Source organism: Streptomyces sp. GESEQ-4 (genome assembly GCF_017948455.1).
GTDB lineage: Bacteria > Actinomycetota > Actinomycetes > Streptomycetales > Streptomycetaceae > Streptomyces.
This window is the reverse complement of sequence record NZ_JAFFSU010000010.1, coordinates 144,900-167,061: the sequence shown is the minus strand read 5'-3', so window position 1 is coordinate 167,061 and position 22,162 is coordinate 144,900. Positions and strand designations below refer to the sequence as shown.

The 22,162-nt window shown below is 71.0% G+C and carries 20 protein-coding genes, 1 pseudogene and 1 riboswitch; of the genes and pseudogenes, 11 read left to right on the top strand and 10 right to left on the bottom strand.

Going from position 1 to position 22,162, the window contains the following annotated elements:
* Positions 1-61 precede the first annotated feature (61 nt).
* The 5 genes from KCH48_RS20980 to KCH48_RS20960 all read left to right on the top strand — a co-directional run bounded on the left by KCH48_RS20980 (position 62) and on the right by KCH48_RS20960 (position 6,506).
* Positions 62-871 (top strand): c-type cytochrome, encoded by an 810-nt coding sequence (locus KCH48_RS20980; protein ID WP_210576191.1) that lies wholly within the window; start codon positions 62-64, stop codon positions 869-871.
* Positions 868-1,923 (top strand): ubiquinol-cytochrome c reductase iron-sulfur subunit, encoded by a 1,056-nt coding sequence (locus KCH48_RS20975; protein WP_210576190.1) that lies wholly within the window; start codon positions 868-870, stop codon positions 1,921-1,923. Before KCH48_RS20980 ends, KCH48_RS20975 begins: the two co-directional genes overlap by 4 nt.
* Entirely contained in the window at positions 1,920-3,557 is a 1,638-nt protein-coding gene (locus KCH48_RS20970; protein WP_210576189.1) for a cytochrome bc complex cytochrome b subunit, read from the top strand. The genes KCH48_RS20975 and KCH48_RS20970 overlap by 4 nt, the downstream gene beginning before the upstream one ends.
* A 190-nt stretch (positions 3,558-3,747) precedes the next feature.
* Positions 3,748-4,812, top strand: coding sequence for an anthranilate phosphoribosyltransferase (trpD, locus tag KCH48_RS20965; protein ID WP_210576188.1), 1,065 nt, complete (start codon positions 3,748-3,750; stop codon positions 4,810-4,812).
* Positions 4,813-4,889: 77 nt separating this feature from the next.
* A riboswitch (SAM riboswitch) is annotated at positions 4,890-5,006 on the top strand.
* A 132-nt stretch (positions 5,007-5,138) separates the two neighbouring features.
* Positions 5,139-6,506, top strand: coding sequence for an aminotransferase class V-fold PLP-dependent enzyme (locus KCH48_RS20960; protein WP_210576187.1), 1,368 nt, complete (start codon positions 5,139-5,141; stop codon positions 6,504-6,506).
* Here KCH48_RS20960 and KCH48_RS20955 read toward each other — a convergent pair.
* The 7 genes from KCH48_RS20955 to KCH48_RS20925 form a co-directional block, all read right to left on the bottom strand.
* On the bottom strand, positions 6,461-7,654 hold the full coding sequence (locus tag KCH48_RS20955) for a glycerate kinase (protein ID WP_210576186.1): 1,194 nt from the start codon (positions 7,652-7,654) through the stop codon (positions 6,461-6,463). The genes KCH48_RS20960 and KCH48_RS20955 overlap by 46 nt on opposite strands.
* 135 nt (positions 7,655-7,789) lie before the next feature.
* Positions 7,790-9,205, bottom strand: coding sequence for an SLC13 family permease (locus KCH48_RS20950; protein WP_210576185.1), 1,416 nt, complete (start codon positions 9,203-9,205; stop codon positions 7,790-7,792).
* A gap of 57 nt (positions 9,206-9,262) precedes the next feature.
* Entirely contained in the window at positions 9,263-9,925 is a 663-nt protein-coding gene (locus KCH48_RS20945; protein ID WP_210576184.1) for a response regulator transcription factor, read from the bottom strand.
* On the bottom strand, positions 9,922-11,412 hold the full coding sequence (locus KCH48_RS20940) for a HAMP domain-containing sensor histidine kinase (protein ID WP_210576183.1): 1,491 nt from the start codon (positions 11,410-11,412) through the stop codon (positions 9,922-9,924). Before KCH48_RS20940 ends, KCH48_RS20945 begins: the two co-directional genes overlap by 4 nt.
* On the bottom strand, positions 11,345-11,641 hold the full coding sequence (locus tag KCH48_RS20935) for a small secreted hydrophilic protein (protein WP_210576182.1): 297 nt from the start codon (positions 11,639-11,641) through the stop codon (positions 11,345-11,347). Before KCH48_RS20935 ends, KCH48_RS20940 begins: the two co-directional genes overlap by 68 nt.
* 81 nt (positions 11,642-11,722) lie before the next feature.
* Positions 11,723-12,004 (bottom strand): Lrp/AsnC family transcriptional regulator, encoded by a 282-nt coding sequence (locus KCH48_RS20930; protein ID WP_210576181.1) that lies wholly within the window; start codon positions 12,002-12,004, stop codon positions 11,723-11,725.
* Positions 12,001-12,738: a rhomboid family intramembrane serine protease gene (locus KCH48_RS20925; protein ID WP_210576180.1), complete on the bottom strand. Its 738-nt coding sequence runs from the start codon at positions 12,736-12,738 to the stop codon at positions 12,001-12,003. The genes KCH48_RS20930 and KCH48_RS20925 overlap by 4 nt, the downstream gene beginning before the upstream one ends.
* Positions 12,739-12,905: 167 nt before the next feature.
* Between KCH48_RS20925 and KCH48_RS20920 the strand changes: the two genes are divergently transcribed.
* The 5 genes from KCH48_RS20920 (at position 12,906) to KCH48_RS20900 (ending at position 18,282) form a co-directional block, all read left to right on the top strand.
* Positions 12,906-13,145: a hypothetical protein gene (locus KCH48_RS20920; RefSeq protein ID WP_037719539.1), complete on the top strand. Its 240-nt coding sequence runs from the start codon at positions 12,906-12,908 to the stop codon at positions 13,143-13,145.
* A gap of 39 nt (positions 13,146-13,184) precedes the next feature.
* Complete coding sequence (locus tag KCH48_RS20915; RefSeq protein ID WP_210576179.1) at positions 13,185-14,528, top strand: NYN domain-containing protein; 1,344 nt, start codon at positions 13,185-13,187, stop codon at positions 14,526-14,528.
* Between the two features lie 209 nt (positions 14,529-14,737).
* Complete coding sequence (locus KCH48_RS20910; RefSeq protein WP_210576311.1) at positions 14,738-15,772, top strand: NlpC/P60 family protein; 1,035 nt, start codon at positions 14,738-14,740, stop codon at positions 15,770-15,772.
* Between the two features lie 227 nt (positions 15,773-15,999).
* Positions 16,000-17,010, top strand: a complete 1,011-nt coding sequence (locus tag KCH48_RS20905) for an NlpC/P60 family protein (protein ID WP_210576178.1) — start codon at positions 16,000-16,002, stop codon at positions 17,008-17,010.
* Positions 17,011-17,091: 81 nt separating this feature from the next.
* The gene (locus KCH48_RS20900) at positions 17,092-18,282 is read left to right on the top strand and encodes a hypothetical protein (protein ID WP_307840906.1); all 1,191 of its coding nucleotides are present in this window, start codon (positions 17,092-17,094) and stop codon (positions 18,280-18,282) included.
* A gap of 57 nt (positions 18,283-18,339) precedes the next feature.
* On the opposite strand, the gene KCH48_RS20895 is transcribed toward KCH48_RS20900, so the two are convergent.
* The 3 genes and pseudogenes from KCH48_RS20895 to KCH48_RS20885 all read right to left on the bottom strand — a co-directional run bounded on the left by KCH48_RS20895 (position 18,340) and on the right by KCH48_RS20885 (position 20,822).
* Complete coding sequence (locus KCH48_RS20895) at positions 18,340-19,431, bottom strand: ABC transporter substrate-binding protein (RefSeq protein ID WP_210576177.1); 1,092 nt, start codon at positions 19,429-19,431, stop codon at positions 18,340-18,342.
* A gap of 54 nt (positions 19,432-19,485) precedes the next feature.
* A pseudogene (locus tag KCH48_RS20890) lies at positions 19,486-19,590 on the bottom strand (carboxymuconolactone decarboxylase family protein); the annotation flags it as partial.
* Complete coding sequence (locus KCH48_RS20885; protein ID WP_210576176.1) at positions 19,587-20,822, bottom strand: glycosyltransferase family 87 protein; 1,236 nt, start codon at positions 20,820-20,822, stop codon at positions 19,587-19,589. The gene KCH48_RS20885 and the pseudogene KCH48_RS20890, both read right to left, overlap by 4 nt.
* A 110-nt stretch (positions 20,823-20,932) precedes the next feature.
* Here KCH48_RS20885 and KCH48_RS20880 point away from each other — a divergent pair, with 110 nt between their 5' ends.
* Positions 20,933-22,075 (top strand): glycosyltransferase family 4 protein, encoded by a 1,143-nt coding sequence (locus KCH48_RS20880; RefSeq protein ID WP_210576175.1) that lies wholly within the window; start codon positions 20,933-20,935, stop codon positions 22,073-22,075.
* Positions 22,076-22,162: the final 87 nt, after the last annotated feature.

Below are 22,162 nucleotides of genomic sequence, written 5' to 3'. Positions count from 1 at the left end.
CGCGGTCCCGCACCGTTTTCCAGAAGCATCGACGCAGAAGATCCTGACACCGGGGTAATCCGTGAAAAAGCTCTCCGCACGACGACGCCATCCGCTGGCCGCGGTCGTCGTTCTACTCCTCGCGCTGGCATGCACCGGGGGGCTGTACGCCGTGTTCGCACCCGCGGACAAGGCACAGGCCGATGAAACAGCCCAGTCCCTCGCCATCGACGAGGGCAAGAAGCTCTACGCCGTCGGCTGCGCCAGCTGCCACGGCACCGGCGGTCAGGGCACCACCGACGGTCCGAGCCTGGTGGGCGTGGGCGCCGCGGCCGTCGACTTCCAGGTGGGCACCGGCCGTATGCCGGCCCAGCAGCCGGGCGCGCAGGTCCCCGAGAAGAAGAACATCTACTCGCAGGCCGAGATCGACCAGCTCGCGGCGTACATCTCCTCGCTGGGTGCCGGCCCGTCCGTCCCCACCGAGCGGCAGTACAACCCCGAGGACGCCGACATCGCCAAGGGCGGTGAGCTGTTCCGCACCAACTGCGCGCAGTGCCACAACTTCACCGGCAAGGGCGGCGCGCTCACGCACGGCAAATTCGCACCCGACCTCGAGGGCGTCTCCCCGAAGCACATCTACGAGGCCATGCAGACCGGCCCGCAGAACATGCCTTCGTTCCCCGACACCATCCTGTCGGAGCAGAACAAGAAGGACATCATCGCGTACCTCGACGCGGTCAACAGCGACGACACCGAGAGCCCCGGCGGCCTCGAGCTGGGCGGACTGGGTCCGGTCAGCGAGGGTCTGTTCTCGTGGGTCTTCGGACTCGGCGCACTGATCGCGGTCGCCGTCTGGGTCGCCGCTCGGACCGCAAAGGCCAAGAAGTCATGAGTAGCCAAGACATTCCAGAAGAGAACCTGCCCGCTGAGCAGGACACGCACGGCGCCGTAGGCGTCGCGGACGACAAGGACCCCTTCGCGGATCCGGGCCTACCGCCCCACGAGCACCGGGTGCAGGACATCGACGAGCGGGCCGCCAAGCGGTCCGAGCGCACGGTGGCCATGCTGTTCACGGTGTCGATGCTGGCGACCGTCGGATTCATCGCCGCGTATGTGGCGATCCCCGTCGACAAGTCGGTCTACATCTTCCCGCTGGGCCACATCAGCGGGCTGAACTTCGCGCTGGGCATGACGCTCGGCATCGCCCTGTTCGCCATCGGCGCCGGCGCGGTCCACTGGGCCCGCACGCTGATGTCGGACGAGGAGATGGTCGACGAGCGCCACCCGATCGAGGCGGAGCCCGAGCTCAAGGCCAAGGTCATGGCCGACTTCAAGCAGGGCGCCAAGGAGTCCGCGCTGGGCCGCCGCAAGCTGATCCGCAACACGATGTTCGGCGCGCTGGCCCTCGTCCCGCTCTCCGGCATCGTCCTGCTGCGCGACCTCGGCCCGCTGCCCGAGACCAAGCTCCGCCACACCAGCTGGCGCCGGGGCAAGCTGCTCGTCAACATGAACACCAATGAGCCGCTGCGTCCCTCCGACGTCGCGGTCGGCTCGCTCACCTTCGCCAAGCCCGAGGGCCTGGAGGAGCACGACCACGACTTCCAGGTCAACATCGCCAAGGACGCCCTGATGATCGTCCGGATCCAGCCGGGCGACATCAAGGACAAGCGCGAGCTGGAGTGGTCCCACGAGGGCATCGTGGCGTACTCGAAGATCTGCACCCACGTCGGTTGCCCGATCTCCCTGTACGAGCAGCAGACGCACCACGTGCTCTGCCCTTGCCACCAGTCCACCTTCGACCTCTCCGACGGTGCCCGAGTGATCTTCGGTCCCGCCGGTCACGCCCTGCCGCAGTTGCAGATCGGCGTGAACGACGAGGGCTACCTCGAGGCGCTCGGCGACTTCGAAGAGCCCGTCGGTCCGGCATTCTGGGAGCGCGGATGAGTACTGCAGCCAACAAAGAGTCCCGCGACCGCGGGAAGGCACCGGGCGGCGAGCGCGTAGCCGACTGGGCCGACGGCCGGCTGGGGATCTACTCCCTCGCCAAGACCAACATGCGCAAGATCTTTCCCGACCACTGGTCGTTCATGCTGGGTGAGATCTGCCTGTACAGCTTCATCATCATCATCCTCACGGGTGTGTATCTGACGCTGTTCTTCCACCCGTCGATGAACGAGGTGGAGTACCACGGCAGTTACGTCCCGATGCAGGGCCAGCTGATGAGTGAGGCGTTCGCCTCGACCCTGCACATCTCCTTCGATGTGCGCGGTGGTCTGCTCATCCGGCAGATCCACCACTGGGCGGCGCTGATCTTCCTGGCCGGCATGTTCGTGCACATGATGCGCGTGTTCTTCACGGGCGCGTTCCGCAAGCCGCGTGAGATCAACTGGCTGTTCGGCTTCCTGCTGTTCGTCCTGGGCATGTTCACCGGCTTCACCGGCTACTCGCTCCCGGACGACCTGCTCTCCGGCACCGGTGTCCGCTTCATGGAGGGCGCGATCCTGTCCGTGCCGATCGTCGGCACGTATCTGTCGTTCTTCCTCTTCGGCGGGGAGTTCCCGGGCGGCGACTTCGTGGCCCGCTTCTACTCGATCCACATCCTGCTGCTGCCGGGCATCATGCTCGGCCTGGTGGTCGGCCATCTGATCCTGGTCTTCTACCACAAGCACACGCAGTTCGCGGGCCCCGGCCGCACCAACAAGAACGTCGTCGGCATGCCGCTGCTGCCGGTCTACATGGCCAAGGCCGGAGGCTTCTTCTTCCTGGTCTTCGGTGTCATCGCGGTCGTCTCGGCGGTCGCCACGATCAACCCGATCTGGGCCCTGGGCCCCTACCGACCGGATCAGGTCTCCACCGGCGCCCAGCCCGACTGGTACATGGGCTTCTCCGAGGGTCTGATCCGTGTGATGCCGGGCTGGGAGATCAACTTCTGGGGGCACACGCTCGTCCTGGGCGTGTTCATCCCGCTGATCATCTTCCCGCTGGTGCTGGTCGCCATCGCGGTCTACCCGTTCATCGAGTCCTGGGTCACCGGCGACAAGCGCGAGCACCACATCCTGGACCGCCCGCGCAACGCGCCGACCCGTACGGCCTTCGGCGTCGCGTGGATCACCTGGTACATGGTGCTGCTGATCGGTGGTGGAAACGACCTCTGGGCCACCCACTTCCATCTGTCGATCAACGCCATCACCTGGTTCGTCCGGATCGGCTTCTTCGTCGCCCCGGTGCTCGCGTTCGTGATCACCAAGCGGATCTGCCTCGGCCTCCAGCGCCGGGACAGGGAGAAGGTGCTGCACGGCCGCGAGTCGGGCATCATCAAGCGCCTGCCGCACGGTGAGTTCATCGAGGTGCACGAGCCGCTCAGCCAGGACGCGCTGTACACCCTCACCGCGCACGAGCAGTACGAGCCGGCCGAGATCGGCCCGACGGTCGACGACAACGGGGTCCAGCGCAAGGTGAAGGGCTCCGAGAAGCTGCGCGCGAAGCTCAGCAAGGCGTACTACGGCGAGGAAGCGCAGATTCCCAAGCCGTCGGTCGAGGAGTACAAGGAGATCACCAGCGGTCACGGCCACCACTGACGCTCCGCTGGTGCCGGGCTGTGTCGGTCGGTTTGTCGGCCGCGGCGGCGTGGGGGCTGGTCGCGCAGTTCCCCGCGCCCCTTCGGGGCGCTGAAGGGCCCCCGTCCGGTGTTCGGACGGGGGCCCTTCGTCGTGCCCTGGGCTGGATAGGGTGGGTGCACACTCTTCTACGATTCTCAGGAGCGGCCTTATGAGCGCTGTGACCCCCGCTGGAGGCGACACCGCGGCGGGCCGTTCCTGGCCCGAGGTGTTGAACGGGCTGCTGGAGGGGCGTGACCAGAGCGCCGATGACACGGCGTGGGCGATGGACCGGATCATGCGCGGGGAGGCGACCGACGCGCAGATCGCCGGGTTCGCGGTGGCGCTGCGGGCCAAGGGCGAGACCGTGGAGGAGATCGCCGGGCTCGTCCGGACGATGTACGAGCACGCGAACGTGATCGAGGTGCCGGGGCACACGGTCGACATCGTCGGCACGGGCGGTGACGGCGCCAAGACGGTGAACATCTCCACCATGTCCTCGATCGTCGTCGCCGGCACCGGCGCGAAGGTCGTCAAGCACGGCAACCGGGCCGCGTCGTCGGCGTCCGGGGCCTCGGACGTCCTGGAGAAGCTGGGCGTCAATCTGCAGCTGACGCCGCAGCGGGTCGCCGAGGTCGCCGAGGAGGCCGGGATCACCTTCTGCTTCGCGGTGAAGTTCCACCCGGCGCTGCGTCATGTGGCGGCGGCGCGCGGCCAGTTGGGGATCCGGACGACGTTCAACTTCCTGGGCCCGCTGACCAACCCGGCCAAGGTGAGGGCGCAGGCCGTCGGCGTCGCGGACCTCCGCATGGCGCCGATCGTGGCCGGAGTCTTCGCCGAGCGCGGCAACTCGTCCCTGGTGTTCCGCGGCGACGACGGCCTGGACGAACTGACCACCACGGCCACCTCCCGGGTCTGGATCGTCCGCGACGGCAAGGTCACCGAGGAGTCCTTCGACCCGCGGGACGTCGGCCTCGAACTGGTGCCGGTGCAGGCCCTCCGCGGCGCCGACGCGTCCTTCAACGCCGAGGTCGCCCGGCGCCTGCTGGACGGCGAGACGGGCCCGGTGCGGGACGCCGTACTGCTGAACTCGGCGGCGGCGCTGGTGGCGCTGGATCCGACCGGGGCTCCGCTCGCCGAGCAGATCCGCACCGGGATGGCGAGGGCGGCGGAGTCGATCGACTCCGGGGCGGCGAAGCTGACGCTGGAGCGCTGGGTGGCCGCGAGCAACAAGTAGCGCGCAGCGTAAGGAGACGTCCCGCGATCCGGACACGGGTTGCGGGACGTCGATCATTTGACGTACTTTCCTGCCCAGGTCATGAGTGACAGTCATGAGGCCCCGGCCGACTGTCCGGCAACCCTCCGTCCGTGGCGGGGTGCCCCGGGTGAAGACCAGGCCGTGAGCAGCAAGGCTCACGGCAAGCGCGGACCCCTCGCGATACACCAGGGGTCCTGGGTCGATCGAGGGAGTCTTCCGTGAGCAAGCGAATGCGATAGGGCCGCCGAGCCCCGCCTCCGCACACCCTTCTTCTCTTCTCGCCCACCCCTCACGGGAGTTCCGTCATGTCTGTCGCCACCGCTGCCCTCGACCGATCCGTTTGTGCCCCGCTGCCCGTTCTCGGCCGGGATGTCACCGTCCCGCTCGTCACCGGCGGCGAGGTCACCTACGCCGCGCTCGACTACGCGGCCAGCGCCCCCGCCCTCCAGCGCGTCTGGGACGACGTGGCGGCGTACGCGCCGTACTACGGCAGCGTGCACCGCGGCGCCGGCTACCTCTCCCAGCTGTCCACCGACCTCTTCGAGAACGCCCGCGCCACGGTGGCCGAGTTCCTCGACTGCCGCGCCGACGACCAGCTGGTCTTCACCCGCTCCACCACCGACTCGCTCAACCTGCTCGCCGCCGCGCTCCCCGCCGGCTGCCAGGTCTTCGTCTTCGAGACCGAGCACCACGCCTCCCTGCTGCCCTGGCAGGACGCCCACGTCAGCTACCTCAACGCACCCCGCACCCCACGCCAGGCCGTCGAGACCCTGGAGCGCGCCCTCGCCGACCGGGACCCGCGCGACCCGGCCCTGGTCTGTGTCACCGGCGCCTCGAACGTCACCGGCGAGCTGTGGCCCGTACGAGAGCTGGCCGCGGTGGCGCACGCGCACGGCGCACGGATCGTCCTGGACGCCGCCCAGCTGGCCCCGCACCACCCGGTCTCCGTCCAGGACCTCGACGTCGACTGGGTCGCGTTCTCCGGGCACAAGCTGTACGCCCCCTTCGGCTCCGGCGTCCTGGCCGGCCGCGCGGACTGGCTGCGTGCGGCCGAGCCGTATCTCGCGGGCGGCGGCGCCAGCCGGAAGGTCACCCGGCGCACGGACGGGGGAGTGGACGTGGAGTGGCACGACACGGCCGCCCGGCACGAGGCGGGCTCCCCGAACGTCATCGGCGCCTACTCCATCGCCTCCGCCTGCAAGGCCCTGACGGAGGCGGGCCTCGACACCCTGGTGGCCCGTGAGCAGCACCTGATCGCGCGGGTCAGGGAAGGCCTCGCCGAGGTCCCGGCAGTGCGCGTCCTCTCCCTCTTCGGCGATGACGCCCCCCGCGTCGGCGTCATCTCCTTCGTCGTCGACGGCTGGAACAGCTCGCACTTCGCCGCCGCCCTCTCCGCCGAGTACGGCATCGGCGTCCGCGACGGCCTGTTCTGCGCCCACCCGCTGGTCCGCACCCTGCTCGGCAGCGACCCGCAGACCCAGGGCGAGTGCGGCGCCCCCGAGGCCGCGCCCGGCGAGAAGTCCCTCAACGCCATCCGCGTGAGCTTCGGCGCGGGCACGCCGGACGAGCATGTCGAGCGTTTCGTGACGGCCGTCAAGGAGCTCGTTCGGGACGGTGCCCAGTGGAACTACCGTACGGAGGACGGGCGTTGCGTTCCCGACACCTCCGCGTGAACGGGTAGCCGGGCGCCCAGCAGGATCATCCTCAGCGCGCGTTCCGTGGCGTCCGTGAGGAGTTCGCTCGCCCGGAACAGCGCCTCGGCCAGGGCCATCGGCGCCGGCAGGATCCCGCTGCACGCGTCCACGCCCGGCACGTCGTGCGCGCCCTCCCCGAGGGTGCCCGCCAGCGCGAGCACCGGGCGTCCGTGCAGCTTGGCCCGCCGTGCCACCTCGGCGGGGACCTTCCCGCGCGGCGTCTGGTGGTCCAGGGCGCCCTCGGCGGTGACCACCAGGTCGGCGCGGGCCAGCCGGGCGTCCAGGTCGAGGTGGTCGAGCAGGACGTCGAAGCGGGGCAGCAGACGGGCGCCGAGTGCGGCGAGACCGGCGCCCAGGCCACCGGAGGCGCCGGTGCCGGGACCGCCGTACAGGTCGGTGCCGGTGACGGCCAGGTCGCGGGTGAGGACCTCGGCCCAGTTCTCCAGGCCGGCCGACAACTCCTCCACCTGCGCGGGCGTCGCCCCCTTCTGCGGCCCGAAGACACGGGCCACGCCCCGCTCTCCGCACAGCACGTTGTACGGGTTGCAGGCGACGAGCAGCTCGGCCTGTCGCAGACGGGGGTCGAGGCCGGCTCCGTCGATCCGGTGCAGGTGGCTCAACTCACGGCCACCGTGGGGGAGTTCGAACCCGTCCGCGTCCAGCAGCCGGGCCCCGAGCGCCTGCAGCGCGCCCGCACCCCCGTCCGACGTGCCCGAGTCGCCGCAGCCGACCAGGATCCGCCGTACGCCGGTGTCGAGCGCGGCGCGGATCAGCTCGCCGACGCCGTACGTCGTGGTGGCGCCCGGGTCGCGCAGGGCGCCGGGGACGAGGGAGAGGCCGGCCACCGCGGCCATCTCCACGACCGCCGTGTCCCCGGAGCCGAGCAGCGCGAAGTGGGTGCCGAGGGTTTCGCCCACCGGCCCCGTGGCGGGCAGCGCGACGAGCCGCCCCCCGGTCGCGGCGGCCAACGCGGCCGCGGTGCCCTCGCCGCCGTCCACCAGGGGGATGAGGTCGAGGTCGGCGTCCGGGAGGACCCGGCGGACACCGTCCCCGATGGCGTCGGCGGCGGCCTGGGCGGACAGGGACTCCTTGAAACCGCTGGGCGCTACGACGACTCGGGTCAGCATGGGATCTCCTGGCAGGTCGGGTGAAGTCGGCTTCGGTTCGGCAGCGCCCCGAAGGGGCGCGGGGAACTGCGCGGCCAGCCACGACGGCGCTGCAGCGGACCGACGGCACATCGCGGCACTTCCACAGCGGAGCGCCTAGCGGGTGAGCGGGACGCCGAGCAGCGGCCATACCGCGACGGCGAAGAGCAGGACGAGCGTCGCCGTCAGCGGTGCCAGGACGGCGGACAGACGTAGCAGGTCGCGGGGTGTGTAGGTGGGGGTGCCGGGGATCTCCGCGAAGAGCGTGACCGGCTTGGCCGAGGCCGGGAGCGTGTGGCAGAAGCCCGCGGCGGCGGTGGACGCCAGCGCGGCGGCGACCGGGTTGACCCCGGCGCCGACGGAGGCCGCCACGACCAGCGGGACCAGCACCGACGAGCGGGCCGAGCGTGACTGGAGTACCAGGTGCGCGGCCGTGCTGACCGCGATCACGACCGCCAGGAAGACGGTCGGGGTGACCCCCGCGGGCAGCCCCGAGACCAGCCACTTCGCCGCGCCCGAGTCGGCGAGCGCGACGCCCATCGCCATGGTCGCCGCCATGAACAGCAGCAGTGACCACGGCACCGTCTTCAGGGCGTCCTTCAGGCGTACGGTGCCCAGCGCGGGCGAGGCCGCCACGATCGCGCCGATCAGCGCGACGACCGCGGGCGGCACCCGGTGCAGCGGCTCACAGCACCACAGCAGCACGACTGTGCCGAGCAGCAGCGCGCACCGCGTCTCGGCCTGTGTCCAGGGACCGGTGACCGGGGTGTCCGTGTGCCGCTGGATCTCCTCGGCGGTGATGTGCACGGGGCCCCGGCGGTCCGTGCGGCGGGTGGTCGTCAGCAGGACGGCCTCCGCGGCCAGGTGGGAGGAGGCCACGGCCAGCGGCAGCCCCAGCAGCAGCCACTCGGTGAACCCGATCCGCTCGCCGGCCGCCTCCCACAGCACCGACACGGTGATCAGATGTGCGCCCGCCCCGATCAGTGTCGCCACCGCCGACAGAAGGATCACGGTCGGGAACAGCAGCGCCAGCATCACGACCAGTCGTTTCCGGTCGGCGAGCGCCTTGGCGAGGGCCAGGAAGACCGGGAGCGCGAGCGCCGCCCGGCCCGAGGTCGCCGGTACCGCGAACGCCGTGACCACCAGCGCGGCCGTCGTCAGATGCACCAGCTGCCGTACCGTGCGGGCCCCGCCCACCAGGAACGCCGCCGCCCGCCCGGCGAGCCCGGTCCGGGCCACCGCCGCCGCCAGCACGAAGGCACAGATCAGCAGCCACACCGTGGAGTCGCCGAGGGTGCCGAACAGGGTGTCGCTGCTGATCACCCCGGTGACCGTCAGAGCGAGTCCGGCGCCCAGCGCGATGTACGTGTCGTCGATCGGCGTACCGATCCAGGCGCATGTCGCCAGCGCGAACACGACGAGGGTCAGCCGTGCCTCCCCGCCGAGGCCGGGGAAGTTGCCCGGGACCGCGAGCAGTGCGCACAGGGACAGCGCCACGCACAGGGCGGTGGTGAGGCGGAGGTTCAGGGTCACGTCATCGAGAGTTCACCCGGGCCGTGAGTCTGCGATGAGCCGTGGATGAAGGGAACTTCACGCGGGCAGCCGGTACCCCATGCCACGGACCGTCTCCAGCCGCTCGGCCCCCAGCTTCCTGCGCAGCGTCCGCACATACACGTCCACGATGTTGGAGCCCGGGTCGAAGTCGTAGCCCCACACGTGCGACAGGATCTGCTCGCGGGAGAGCACCTGGCCCGGATGGCGCAGGAAGAGTTCCAGCAGGACGAACTCACGGGCAGTCAGGTCGACCGTGCGTTCCCCGGCCCGTGCCCTGCGGGTCCGCAGGTCCAGGCTCAGCGTGCCGGACCTGAGCACCGTCACCTCCGGCGCGCGGGCCGCCGTACGCAGCCTGAGGCGCACCCGGGCGAGGAGTTCCTCGAAGCGGAACGGCTTGGTCATCCAGTCGTCGGCGCCGCCCTCCAGACCGGCCACCGTGTCCCGTACCGAGTCCCGTGCGGTGAGCACGATCACCGGGACCGTCACCCGGGCCTCGCGCAGGTGCCGCAGCACGGTGAAGCCGTCCTGGCCGGGCAGGCCGATGTCCAGGACGACCAGGTCGAAGCTGCCGGTCAGGGCGTACTCGTAGCCCGCGTCGCCGTCTCCGACGACGGTGGTGGTGAAGCCGTTGGCGCGCAGGCCCTTCTGCACGAAGGAGGCGATGCGCTCCTCGTCCTCGACGATGAGAATGCGGTTCACGTGCGTGCCTCTTCCAGGGTGAGTACGAAGGTGGCGCCGCCGCCCTCGGTGTCGTGCAGGCGGATCCGGCCGCCGTGCGCCTCCGCGATCGCCCGCACGATCGACAGGCCGAGCCCCGCGCCCGAACCCCGGGCGCCGCGCCGGGCCGAGCCCCGCCGGAAGCGATCGAAGATCACCTCGACGTCCTGTGGCTGGACGCCGGGCCCGGAGTCGGCGACGTACAGCTCGATGCGCTGCCCTTCGGCGCGGGAGCCGATGCGGACGGTCTGGCCGGGTGTGGTGTGCTGCACGGCGTTCTGCGCGAGCTGCACCATGGCCTGGGTGATCCGCTGGGCATCCAACTCGCTCTCCCGGTCGGCGACTTCGGCGAGCTTCCAGTCGCGGTCGCCGAGGGTGCGGGCCTTGACGTAGACGTCGGCGGTGAGTTCGGCGAGCTGGACCGGCTCGGGGGTGACGAAGTCGGGGCGCTCCGCCTTGGCGAGCAGCAGCAGGTCCTCCACGATCCGGCTCATCCGGTCCAGTTCGTCGGTGACGAGCCGGATGGTCTCCTCGCGCTCCGCCGGATCGTCGCCCATCAGCTCCAGATGGCCCCGGACGATGGTGATCGGGGTGCGCAGCTCGTGGCCGGCGTCGTCGACGAACTCGCGCTGGGCGGCGAAGGCGCGCTCCAGCCGGTCGAGCATCGCGTTGAACGTCTCGGCGAGGGCCGCGATGTCGTCGTGGCCGTGCACCGGGATACGGCGGGTGAGGTCCTGTTCGGTGAGCTGTGCGGCGGCGGTCCGCACCAGCCGTACCGGCTTCAGGATCCGTCCGGCGACCACCCAGCCGATGCCGGTCGTCAGCAGCAGCGCCACCCCGGAGATGGCGAGCAGGATGCGGAACACCTCGTCCGCGCGCGCCTGTTCACGCTCCGGGTGGAAGGCGACGACGAACGCCGCGTCGGGTGCGCTGCCGTGCCGCGCGACGGCGACCTTGGCCCAGCGGATCGCGCCGGAGGGCCGGTCCAGGGTGCCGCTGGAGTCGGGGGAGTCGAAGATCCGGCGCCGGGCGTCGGCGTCCTTGTGCAGGGGAACGGCGACCGGGATGTCGCGTGGCTGGCGGATCTGCGCCGGATCGCCCTCCGCCCGGCCGACCAGGCCGATCAGCTCCTCGTCCAGGTCGACGTACTGCCGCTCCAGGAAGACCGTGAGCAGCCGGGCGGGGTCGGTGAAGGGGCGGCCCGTCTCCGGGGCGACGCCGCGTTCCTCGAAGTTGGTGAACTCGCCCGCCTCCTGGGTGAGCAGGCCGCTGATCCGGTGGTCGGTGTCACGCAGCAGGATCGAGCGGGTCGTGGTGGCCACCGAGGCGAGCGCGACCGCCATCACGAACAGCAGCCACAGCAGGATGCGGACTCGGGCGGTGACCCGGCGGGGCGGGCCGTCAGCCGTCGCCGGGCCCGTCGTCGCCGGGTCCGCCGTCCGATCCGTCCTGGCCTCGGTCGTCGTCATCGTCGTCCCCCGAGGGGCTGTCGGTCACCTCGGGCCGCGAGACCACCGCGTCGCTCGGGGTCGGCTCGGGGCGGGTGGGCGGGGCCGAGGGCGAGCCACTGTCCAGCTCCACCTTGGAGGGGACCTTCGGGGGCTGCGGGCTGTCGGCGAGAGCGAAACTGGTCGCGGCGATACCGAGGGGGATCACCACGACGGCGGCGAGGGCCGCCAACCGGCGGGAGAAGACCATGGGCCCGATCCTGAGTGTTTCTCCCGGCGGCCCGGATGAGTCCAGGATGAAGAACTCTTCATCCTGGAAGGCGCGGGACCCTCAGTTGTCGAGCCCGATCGCGAACGCCGCCTCCAGGTCGTGCTGGGAGTACGTCCGGAACGCCACGTGCGTGTCGGTGCCCTCCACGCCGGGGATCTTGCTGATGCGGCCCGGGATGACGTCGGCCAGGTCCTCGTGCTCCTTCACCCGGACCATGGCGATCAGGTCGTAGGTGCCGGTGACGGAGAAGACCTCGCTGACGGAGTCCAGGGCAGCGATCGACTCCGCGATCTCGGGGATCCGGTCCACGCTGGTCTTGATGAGCACGATCGCGGTGATCACGGCTGTTTCTCTCCCTCGGGGGCGGGCGTCGCTGCGGTGCGCCTCACTCTAGTCGTACGGCCGAAACGGGCCCACGCGTAACAGAGACCCAGGCCGAAGCCGGTCAGATGGGCCAGGTACGCCACGCTCGGGCCGTGGGAGGCGCGGGCCGCCGCCAGCCACTGCAGTGCCGCCCAGAAGGGCAGGACGACCCAGGCCGGGAAGCGCAGCGGGAGGAAGAAGAGAAACGGCAGGAGACTGGTCACCCGGGCTCCGGGGAACAGGTACAGGAACGCACCGAGGACCGCCGAGATCGCCCCGGACGCACCGACCAGGGACTGCTCGGAGTCGGCGTTGGCAGCCGCATAGGCCAGCAGGGCCAGATAGCCGCAGCCGACGTAGAAGAGGGTGAACTGCATGCGGCCCATCCGTTCCTCGGTCATCGCTCCGAAGACGTAGAGGAAGAGCATGTTGCCCAGCAGATGCACCCAGCTGCCGTGGACGAACAGGGCCGTGGCCGGAGTGAGGGCGGCCCGCGGGGAGCCCTCGAACAGTTCTGCGGGGACCACCCCCCAGCGCTGGAAGTAGTCCCGCTGGGCGGCGAGCAGCGTGTCGCCGGAGCCGTACCCAGGATTGAGCCCTGCCGCCGGGCCGGCCAGGAAGAGCAGACAGCAGGCGGCGATCAGGGTGTACGTCATCGGGGCCGACGGGATCCGGATGGCCTTGACCGCCGATGCGCTCCAGTTGCCGATCATGACCCCAGAGCATGACGTAACGGGACTCAGCAGCACAGACCGCCTCGCCGCCGGACCGGCCGGTGGACGGACGGGCGTCGAGTACGCGCCAGGCCGTAGGGTTACGAGCCACACGCATCAGGGAAGCTGGCGTGACACGGACACTAGAAGGAAAGCGAACAGTCACGATGACGGTTCCCCTGCCGACCGCCTCCACGCGGTGGCGCTGCACCCTCTGCGGCAATCTCACGCGCTTCGACGTGACCCGCTCGTCGAAGGTCGTCGAGTACGTCCACCTCGATCTTGCCGGGGAGCCGAAGGTGGAGGAGCGCGAAGTGGTCAGTGAGACGATCGAATCGGTGCGCTGTCGCTGGTGCAACGCGGTGGACCAGGTGGAACTCGTGGACAGGCCGGGCGCCGGCTCCTGACGGGAGAGCGGCCCCCGCACAGCTGATGGGGTGTGACGGATGGTGGAGAGCGAAAGCGGGGGGCCGGGCGACGGCGCCGCTGAGGTGCTCGACCGTCCGCTGCCCGACGGAGTGCGCCGCCGGGTCGTGCAGATCGTCTCGGACGGCTTCGGCGGGCTGACCGTCGCCGAACTGCCCGCACAGCTGCGACAGTACGCCCGGTTCGCCCCCAATCGCCGGGCCAAGTTCGCCGGCAACGCGATGGCGGCCGCCCTGGAGACCGATCCGCTGTTCCGGCAGCGCATCGGCGAGAAGTTCAGAGAGACGCAGCCGGAGCTGTCCGGCGCCCTCGACTCAGGCTCGCCGCCCCCGGCCGCGGACCCGCTCGACGTGGCGGCCGCGGCCTATGTACTGCGTCCCACCGGCTGGGTGAAGCTGGTGACCGCGGCCGGCGAGGAGGCCCAGCGCGCCGACGCCGAGCGGGCCGACGAGGAGAACCGCGCCGAACTGGAGCGGCTGCGCACCGAACTCGACCGGGCCCGTGAGCACACCCGGGCCGAGACCGAGCGGCTGCGCACCGAGCTGGACTCGGCGAAGAAGGAAGCCGACTCGCTGCACCGCAAGCTGCGCGCCGCCCTCAGTGACGTGAAGCGGGGCGAGGCGGCGCTGCGCAAGGTGCACGGCGAGATGGAGGCCGTACGCGCGGAGACGCAGGCGCAGGTGTCCGCCGCGGAGAGCGAGAGCCGGCGGCTCAAGGCGCGGCTCGGGGAGGCGGAGGCCACCCTGGAGGCCACGCGCCGGGCGGCCAGGGAGGGCCGCAGCGTCGAGGACATGCGGGTGCGGCTGCTGCTGGACACCGTGCTCGACGCGGCCCAAGGGCTGCGGCGGGAGCTGGCGTTGCCGCCGGTGTCGGTACGTCCGGCCGAGACCGTGGACGCTGTCGAACCGGGACGAATGACGCCGAAAGACATCGCGGCACGGGCGTTGTCCGAAAACGACCCCGCGATCCTCGACCAGTTGCTGGCGCTGCCGCAGGCGCATCTGGTCGTCGACGGCTACAACGTCACCAAGACCGGCTATCCCCAAATGCCCCTGGAGAAGCAGCGGTTGAGGCTGCTCGGGCAGCTCTCGCAACTCGCCGCGCAGACCGGCGCCGAGGTGACCTGCGTCTTCGACGGGGCCGAGCTGGCGGCGCCGGTGTTGCTCGCGCCGCCGCGCGGGGTGCGGGTGCTGTTCTCCAAACCGGGCGTCACCGCCGACGAGTTGATCCGCCAGCTGGTGCGCGCGGAGCCGCCGGGGCGTCCGGTCATCGTCGCCTCGACCGACCGCGAGGTGGCCGACGGGATCGCGAAGGCGGGCGCCCGACCCGTGGCGTCTGCGGTGCTTCTCAAGCGACTGTCCTGAAGGTCAACGTACAGACTCAATGCCCGAATTGGCTGATCTGTCACGCAACGTAGTGTCAATCGCGCATCACCGCATGTGAGTTGCGGGTAAAGAATGCGGTCCGTAACCGGGATTTTTCGCCCAGGGATTTGATCTGATCACAACTGTGTCACTAGGGTCTGGCTCGAACCTCCGAGCGGGTGATCACTCTCAAGAAGGAGTTCGCCTCCGTGGCGTCCCATCGTCGACCCAAGCAGCCAAGTCGCACGCGCGTGACCGTGCTGACCACCGCGGCCGCTGCCGCCGTAGCCCTCAGCTCGCAGGCCGCCAACGCCGCGCCGAGCGACAAGCCGAGCAAGGACGAGGTCAAGGCCAAGGTCGACAAGCTCTACGAGGAGGCCGAGCAGGCCACCGAGAAGTACAACGGGGCCAAGGAGAAGCAGGAGAAGCTCCAGAAGGAGATCTCCACCATCCAGGACAACGTGGCCCGCGGTCAGGCAGACCTCAACGAGCTGCGTGACTCCATGGGTCTCGCTGCCGCCGCCCAGTACCGCACCGGCTCCATCGACTCCTCCCTCCAGCTCTTCCTGTCGTCGAACCCGGACGACTACCTGGACAAGGCGTCCACCGCCGACCAGCTCAGCTCCCAGCAGGTCGAGCAGCTGAAGAAGATCCAGGAGAAGCAGCGCGAACTCGCCCAGGACCGCGCCGAGGCGTCCGACAAGCTCAAGGACCTCGCCTCCACCCGCACCGAACTGGGCAGCAAGAAGAAGGAAGTCCAGGGCAAGCTCGCCGAGGCGCAGAAGCTGCTCAACTCCCTGACCGCCGCCGAGAAGGCCGCCCTCGCCGCCGCGGACGACCGCGCCAGCCGCTCCGCCTCCGAGCGCGTGGACCTCGGCAACACCGCGCCCGCCTCCGGCCGGGCCATGGCCGCCTTCCAGGCCGCCCAGTCCAAGATCGGCTCGCCCTACGTCTACGGCGCCTCCGGCCCGTCCTCCTTCGACTGCTCGGGCCTGACCTCCTGGGCCTTCGCCCAGGCCGGCGTCGGCATACCGCGCATCTCGCAGGACCAGGCCAACGCCGGCACGCGCATCTACTCGCAGAGCGACCTCAAGGTCGGCGACCTGGTCATCTTCTACGGCGACCTGCACCACGTCGGCTTCTACGCGGGCAACGGCCAGATACTCCACGCGCCCCGCACCGGCACGGTCGTGCGCTACGAGTCGATCAACAACATGCCCTTCCAGTTCGGCGTCCGGATCTGAGACCTCTTCCGGCCCAACAAGATCAGGACACCGTGCCGCCCGTTCGGGCGAATCACCACCACCGCGCCTGACCCCGCGCCCCGCCCATGACCTGCGTCTGAGGCGGGGCGTCACTTTGCGTGTCCGCGAAGGTCTTTGGCCGTCACCCCACCACGGGGCTACTGTCTGCCGCGCTTCCCCCTGCCGGGGAAGGTCCTTGTCCGCCAGCGGAAGGAATGCGGCTTCCTGTGGGGTCTCATCGTCGCCTTGCACCGACCGGGTTCGACCGTGGCGCCAGTGCCGCGGTCTGTGTGCTGTCCGCCGCCGCCGCGGCCCTGGGCGTGATTCCGGCGGAAGCCACGCCGTACGACGACACCCGTGCCGAGGTGGACCGCCTCTACGGGGAGGCCGAGAAGGCCACCGAGGCCTACAACAAGGCCGACGAGCGCGCCGACAAGCTGCGCAGGCAGGTCACCGGCGCCCAGGACCGGATCGCCCGGCAGCAGGAGAGCATCAACACCATGCGGGAGGCGCTCGGTTCGCTCGCCGGCGCCCAGTACCGCTCCGGCGGCATCGATCCCTCCCTCGCCCTGCTGTTCTCCGACGACCCGGAGGACTACCTCGACAAGGCGTCCGTCCTCGACCGGATCACCGCACACCAGGCGGGCGAGCTGAAGGACCTCCAGGACGCGATGCGCGTCCTCGGCCGGGAGCGCGCCGAGGCGACCCGGAAACTCGCCGAGCTGGAGAAGAGCCGCAAGGCCGTCGCCGCGCACAAGAAGACCGTCGAGCGCAAGCTCGCCAAGGCGCGGCAGCTGCTCAACTCGCTGCCGGACGCCGAGCGCGCCGCGTACGACCGTGCCTCCCGCTCCGGCCGCTCCGACCTGCCGGACCTCGGCGGCGCCGTCCCGCCCTCGGGCCGCGCGGCAGCCGCCGTCGCCGCCGCCATGTCCGCGGTGGGCAGGCCGTACGTCTGGGGCGCCAACGGCCCCTCCGGTTTCGACTGCTCGGGCCTGATGCAGTGGTCGTACGCGCAGGCCGGAGTCGCCCTGCCGCGCACCTCGCAGGCCCAGGCCGGATCGGGCACGCGGGTCCCGCTGTCCGAGGCGCAACCCGGAGACCTCGTCACCTACCACGACGCCTCCCACATCGGGATGTACATGGGCAACGGCCAGGTGATCCACGCCCCGTACCCCGGCGCACCCGTGCGCTACGACCCGGTCGGGATGATGCCCGTCAACTCGGTCACGAGGATCTGACGGGAGTCGTTCACCGGGCCGTTCACCTGGCCGCTCACCGGGGCCTGACCCGTACTCGACAGCCCCCGTACGATCGGATCCGTGGCTGGTCGAGGGTGGGCGTCGGGACGCGCAGTGGTGGCGCTGTGTCTGCTGCTCGTCGCTCTGGTGTCGTGCGGGGGCGGACCGGCGGCCGACAGGACCGAGGACGAGGTGCAGCGGGTCCTCGACATCCGGGCCACGGCGATACTCGGCCGGGACCAGGTGGCCTTCCTGCGTACGGGGGCGCCGGGGTGGTTCGGGAATCTGCGGGAGGTGCCTCTCACCGACTGGTCGTACCGGGTCACGAAGGTGCGGGACTCGGGCGGCACGGCGACCGCCGAGGCCGAGCTGCGCTACCGCGTCGAGGGGTACGACAAGGCGCCCATCACCGTCGGCCGCACGCTCGCCCTCAGCCTGGACGACGAGGGGGAGTGGTACGTCGACGAGGAGCGGCCGGAGAAGAAGTCCGCCGAGCAGCTGTGGGACCAGGGCGCGGTGAGCGTCGTCCAGGGGGAGCGGAGCCTGGTGATGGGGGTCGGGCAGTCGCGGGAGCGGCTCAGCGATTTCGCCGGGCTCGCGGACCGGGCGGTGCCCGCGGTGTCGGAGGCGTGGGGCACGGACTGGTCCCGGCACGTCATCGTGCTCGTACCGAAGTCCCTGGAGGGCATGGCGCGGCTGCTGGGCTCGCCCGCCTCCTCGTACCGGGGGATCGCCGCGGTCACCACCGGCGAGACCGGCGCCCCGGCGACGGCGCCCGCGGACCGGGTGATCGTCAACCCCGACGCGTACGGCGTCCTCGGCGACACCGGCAAGCAGGTCGTGCTCACCCACGAGACCACCCATGTCGCCACCCGCACCCACACCAGCCCCGCGACGCCGCTGTGGCTGTCCGAGGGGTACGCCGACTGGGTCGGATACCGGGGCTCCGGACGCACACCGGCCGAGGCCGCGCCCGAGCTGGAGCGTGCGGTGACCTCGGGGGAGGTGCCGGACGCACTGCCCGAGGACGCGGACTTCGGCTTCTCCGGCGACGCGTCCCGGCTCGCGCGCGCCTACGAGAGCGGCTGGACCGCCTGCCGGCTGATCGCGGACCGCTGGGGCGAGGTGCGGCTCGGCGAGTTCTACCGCGCCGTCGGCGCCCACCCGGAGCGGGCGGGCGCCGTCGAGGACGCGATGAAGAAGGTGCTCGGGACGACGCCGGGGGAGTTCACCGAGCAGTGGCGGGACTATGTGCGGGCCCAGTTCGGCTGACGGCGGGCTCCGCCGGGCTCGACCGGGTCGCCGTCGGCAAGTTCGTCCCGCACGGGTTCAGCCGGTGTGAAGGATCCGGAAGCGACCGGGTTCCGCCGGATCCCGGTCGACGACCTGGATCGGCGCCGAAGCCCACTGCCAGACGCTGACGCCCGGCGTGCGGGAGAACTGGATCTTCCCGCGAGTGCCGTCGACCGCGACGCGCGGCCACGATGCGGCTATGCGTGCCCGGTCCGTGCCGTGAGAACGCAGCACATCGGCGAGGACGGCGATCGTGTCGTAGCCCTCGAAGGCGACGAACGAGGGCGCTTCGGCCAGCCGCTCGCGCAGGGCCGTCTCGACCCGTGTGCCGAGTGGGGTGAGGCGCTCGGGCAGGTAGCGCAGGAACGGCACCGCGACGCCGTCGTCACCCAGCAGCGCCGCCCACTCGGCGGACTCCGGCTGCCCGGCCGGAGCACCGATCAGGACCTCGGCGAGGCGCTGGTCGCGGCGGACGGACCGGACGATCGACACGGACGGTTCCGGGTGGCCGGCCAGAAGAAGGAGGGCGGTCGCGCGGTGACCGACGAGTTCGTCGCACACGGCCGCGGGGGTGAGCGCGCTCATGTCGAGTTCGACGAGGGTGCCGCCGCGTGCAGCGAGGTGGTCCCGCAGAATGCGGGTCCCGGCAGCCCAGTACACACTCGGCTGGGCTGCTACGGCGATCCGGCTGTGGCCCGCGCCGAGGAGGAAGTCCGCGTACAGCTGCCAGCCGCGGGACTGCGGCGGGGGGAGACGCGCGACCCATTGCGTCGGCTGCTCGGTGAGCGCGTCGAGCACCGCCGACGAACAGAGGAACGGCAGCCCGAGCGCGTCGGCCCGGGCGGCAGCGGCACGGGCGACGACGCTGTGATACTCACCCGCCACCGCGGCCACGCCCAGGCCGGCCAGCTCATCCACGGCCGCCGCGGCCCGCTGCGGATCGGCCGCGGTGTCCCGGACCACCAGCTCGACTGGACTTCCGTCGATCCCGCCGGCCTCATTGACGTCGGACACGGCCAGCTCGAGCCCGGCGAGCAGATGCCGGCCCGCCTCGGCCCAGCCGGGCCGGGTCAGCGGAACGAGCGCGCCGATCCGGACGGATGCCCTGTCGGTCCGTGGCGTATTCATGCGTGGGCGTCTCCCTGTGCTGGTGCTGGTGCTGGTGCGGTTGCCGTCCGCCGGTCAGCTCGACGTGCCGGCGAACATGCCGGGCTCGTACGAGCCTCCCGGATTGTGCACGATCACGTTCATCCGGGTGGCCGCATTGATCAAGGAGACCAGGGTCACGACGGGACCGAGGTCTCCTTCGTGCGGGTGGCCTGTGCGGGTAGGGGCAGCGCGTCGGTGCCCGAGACGGACGATCGCCACAGCTCCCGGGCCGCCATCACGGTGGCGAGCACCAGCAGGCCGTTGCGGACGAACAGCAGGGTGACGCCGAGGGAGTCGCTCGCGACGACATGCGCGAAGAAGACCGGGAACTCCAGCACCGTCACGAAGGACGCCGCCAGGACCAGCCCCGCGGGCACCCGCATCGGACTGGCGCGGAAGCAGAGACAGACGGCTGCCAGGCCGACCAGCCACACCATGTACTGGGGGCTGATCACCCGGCTCGTCGTCGTGAACATCAGCACCGCCACGAACGCGGCGTCGGCGAGCGTGTGTGTCACGAACCGCCCGCCCAGCAGCCGCCACAGCAGCAGCCAGCCGAAAGCGAGCCCGGTCAGGGCCAGGGAGCCGGTGCTCACGAGGCTCACGTACGGGCCGAGGAATTCGACCGAGCCGTAGTTGAGCAGCACCTCCCCGCTCCAGCCGAAGTGGCGGGCCACATGGAACACCAGGGCGCCGAGCGACTCGACCTCGGTGCCACGGTCCCGCTGGAAGGTCAGGAACGCGAAGGCGCCGGGCATCGCGGCGGCGAAGAGCGCGGCCAGCGCCACGACCGTCACCCCGGCCGCCGCCCAGGCCCGCCGCTTCACCGCGCCGACCAGCAGCAGCACCGGCCACACCTTGAGCATCGCGCCGAACCCCACCAGCGCGCCCATCACCCGCGGACGCCGGGCCCCGGCGAGCAGCGCGGCCACCGCCACGGCCGTGACCATCACGTCGTACCGCGCGTACACGGTCGGTCCGAGCAGCGGGACGCCCGCCACCCACACCCAGGCGCCCCGCAGGGAGCGGCCGGGGCGCAGTCCCGCGTACAGCAGCAGGCCGAGTACGGCCAGGTCGGCGAGGAAGGCGAGGACGAAGAAGGCGCTCGCGTAGTCCAGGAAGAACAGCAGCGCGGGGGAGAGGATCGCGAGGGCCGCGGCGGGCGGGTACTGCCAGGTGACGTCGCCGAGCGGGAAGGTGCCGGTGCGCAGCACGTCGAACCAGCCCTGGTAGATGACCGACACATCGCTGGTGACGTCCGGCCCCGGGAAGACGAACACCTTGAACACGTACAGCAGCAGCACCAGCCGGGTCAGACCCCAGGTACCGAGCAGCCACCCCAGCGACCGCCTTGCGCCCGCACTGTCCACCTGAGCCCCTGTTCGTCCACGTCCGTCCTGGCAGGGCCATGATCCCCCACCCGGCTGTGCGCGGGCCATGAAGCGCCGCCACTCGGAGGCGCCGGGTAGGGTCGGCCGCGATGGACAAGACCCTGATCGTCACGAACGACTTCCCGCCCCGGCCCGGCGGCATCCAGGCGTTCCTGCACAACATGGCGCTACGGCTCGACCCGGAACGGCTCGTCGTCTACGCGTCCACCTGGAAGCGCACCCGCGAGGGCATCGAGGCCACCGCCGCCTTCGACGCCGAGCAGCCCTTCACCGTCGTACGCGACCGTACGACGATGCTGCTGCCGACGCCGCAGGTCACCCGGCGTGCGGCCGGGCTGCTGCGGGGGCACGGGTGCACGTCGGTGTGGTTCGGGGCGGCGGCACCGCTCGGACTGATGGCCCCGGCGCTGCGGGCGGCCGGCGCCGAACGCCTCGTGGCGACCACGCACGGCCACGAGGCCGGGTGGGCCCAGCTCCCCGCCGCGCGCCAGCTCCTTCGCCGGATCGGCGAGTCCACCGACACGATCACCTACCTGGGCGAGTACACGCGCTCCAGGATCGCCTCCGCACTGACACCGGCCGCCGCCGCCCGGATGGTGCAGCTGCCGCCCGGCGTCGACGAGAAGACCTTCCACCCCGAGTCGGGAGGCGACGCGATCCGCGCCCGCCTCGGCCTGACCGACCGCCCGGTGATCGTCTGCGTCTCCCGCCTGGTCCCGCGCAAGGGCCAGGACACGCTGATCCTCGCCATGCCCAGAATCCTGGCCAAGGAGCCGGAAGCCGTCCTGCTCATCGTCGGCGGCGGCCCGTACGAGAACGCACTGCGCAAGCTGGCCGCCGAAACCCGCGTGACCGCCTCCGTACGCTTCACCGGCCCCGTCCCCTGGTCCGAACTACCCGCCCACTACGGCGCCGGCGACATCTTCGCCATGCCCTGCCGAACCCGCCGCCGCGGCCTCGACGTAGAGGGCCTCGGCATCGTCTACCTGGAAGCCTCCGCAACCGGCCTCCCAGTAGTCGCCGGCGACTCGGGCGGCGCACCGGACGCGGTACTGAACGGCGAAACAGGCTGGATAGTCCGAGGCGGCTCCGTCGAGGAGTCCGCGGACCGGATCACCACGCTCCTGGGAGACGCCGAGCTGCGCCAAAGGATGGGCGAACGGGGCAGGGAATGGGTGGAGGAGAAGTGGCGCTGGGACCTACTGGCGGAGAAGCTCAAAACGCTGCTGTAGTACAACGCCCTAAGGGGCGCGGGGAACTGCGCGACAAGCCACAACGAACCCGCACCCGCCAGCGATGAGCACCTGGCACCCCAGATG

Coding starts and splice junctions, on each gene's coding strand:
- KCH48_RS20975 (WP_210576190.1), top strand. CDS start 868: ATGAGTAGCCAAGACATTCCAGAAGAGAACCTGCCCGCTGAGCAGGAC.
- KCH48_RS20970 (WP_210576189.1), top strand. CDS start 1,920: ATGAGTACTGCAGCCAACAAAGAGTCCCGCGACCGCGGGAAGGCACCG.
- trpD (WP_210576188.1), top strand. CDS start 3,748: ATGAGCGCTGTGACCCCCGCTGGAGGCGACACCGCGGCGGGCCGTTCC.
- KCH48_RS20960 (WP_210576187.1), top strand. CDS start 5,139: ATGTCTGTCGCCACCGCTGCCCTCGACCGATCCGTTTGTGCCCCGCTG.
- KCH48_RS20955 (WP_210576186.1), bottom strand. CDS start 7,654: ATGCTGACCCGAGTCGTCGTAGCGCCCAGCGGTTTCAAGGAGTCCCTG.
- KCH48_RS20940 (WP_210576183.1), bottom strand. CDS start 11,412: ATGACGACGACCGAGGCCAGGACGGATCGGACGGCGGACCCGGCGACG.
- KCH48_RS20935 (WP_210576182.1), bottom strand. CDS start 11,641: ATGGTCTTCTCCCGCCGGTTGGCGGCCCTCGCCGCCGTCGTGGTGATC.
- KCH48_RS20925 (WP_210576180.1), bottom strand. CDS start 12,738: ATGATCGGCAACTGGAGCGCATCGGCGGTCAAGGCCATCCGGATCCCG.
- KCH48_RS20920 (WP_037719539.1), top strand. CDS start 12,906: ATGACGGTTCCCCTGCCGACCGCCTCCACGCGGTGGCGCTGCACCCTC.
- KCH48_RS20915 (WP_210576179.1), top strand. CDS start 13,185: ATGGTGGAGAGCGAAAGCGGGGGGCCGGGCGACGGCGCCGCTGAGGTG.
- KCH48_RS20895 (WP_210576177.1), bottom strand. CDS start 19,431: ATGAATACGCCACGGACCGACAGGGCATCCGTCCGGATCGGCGCGCTC.
- KCH48_RS20880 (WP_210576175.1), top strand. CDS start 20,933: ATGGACAAGACCCTGATCGTCACGAACGACTTCCCGCCCCGGCCCGGC.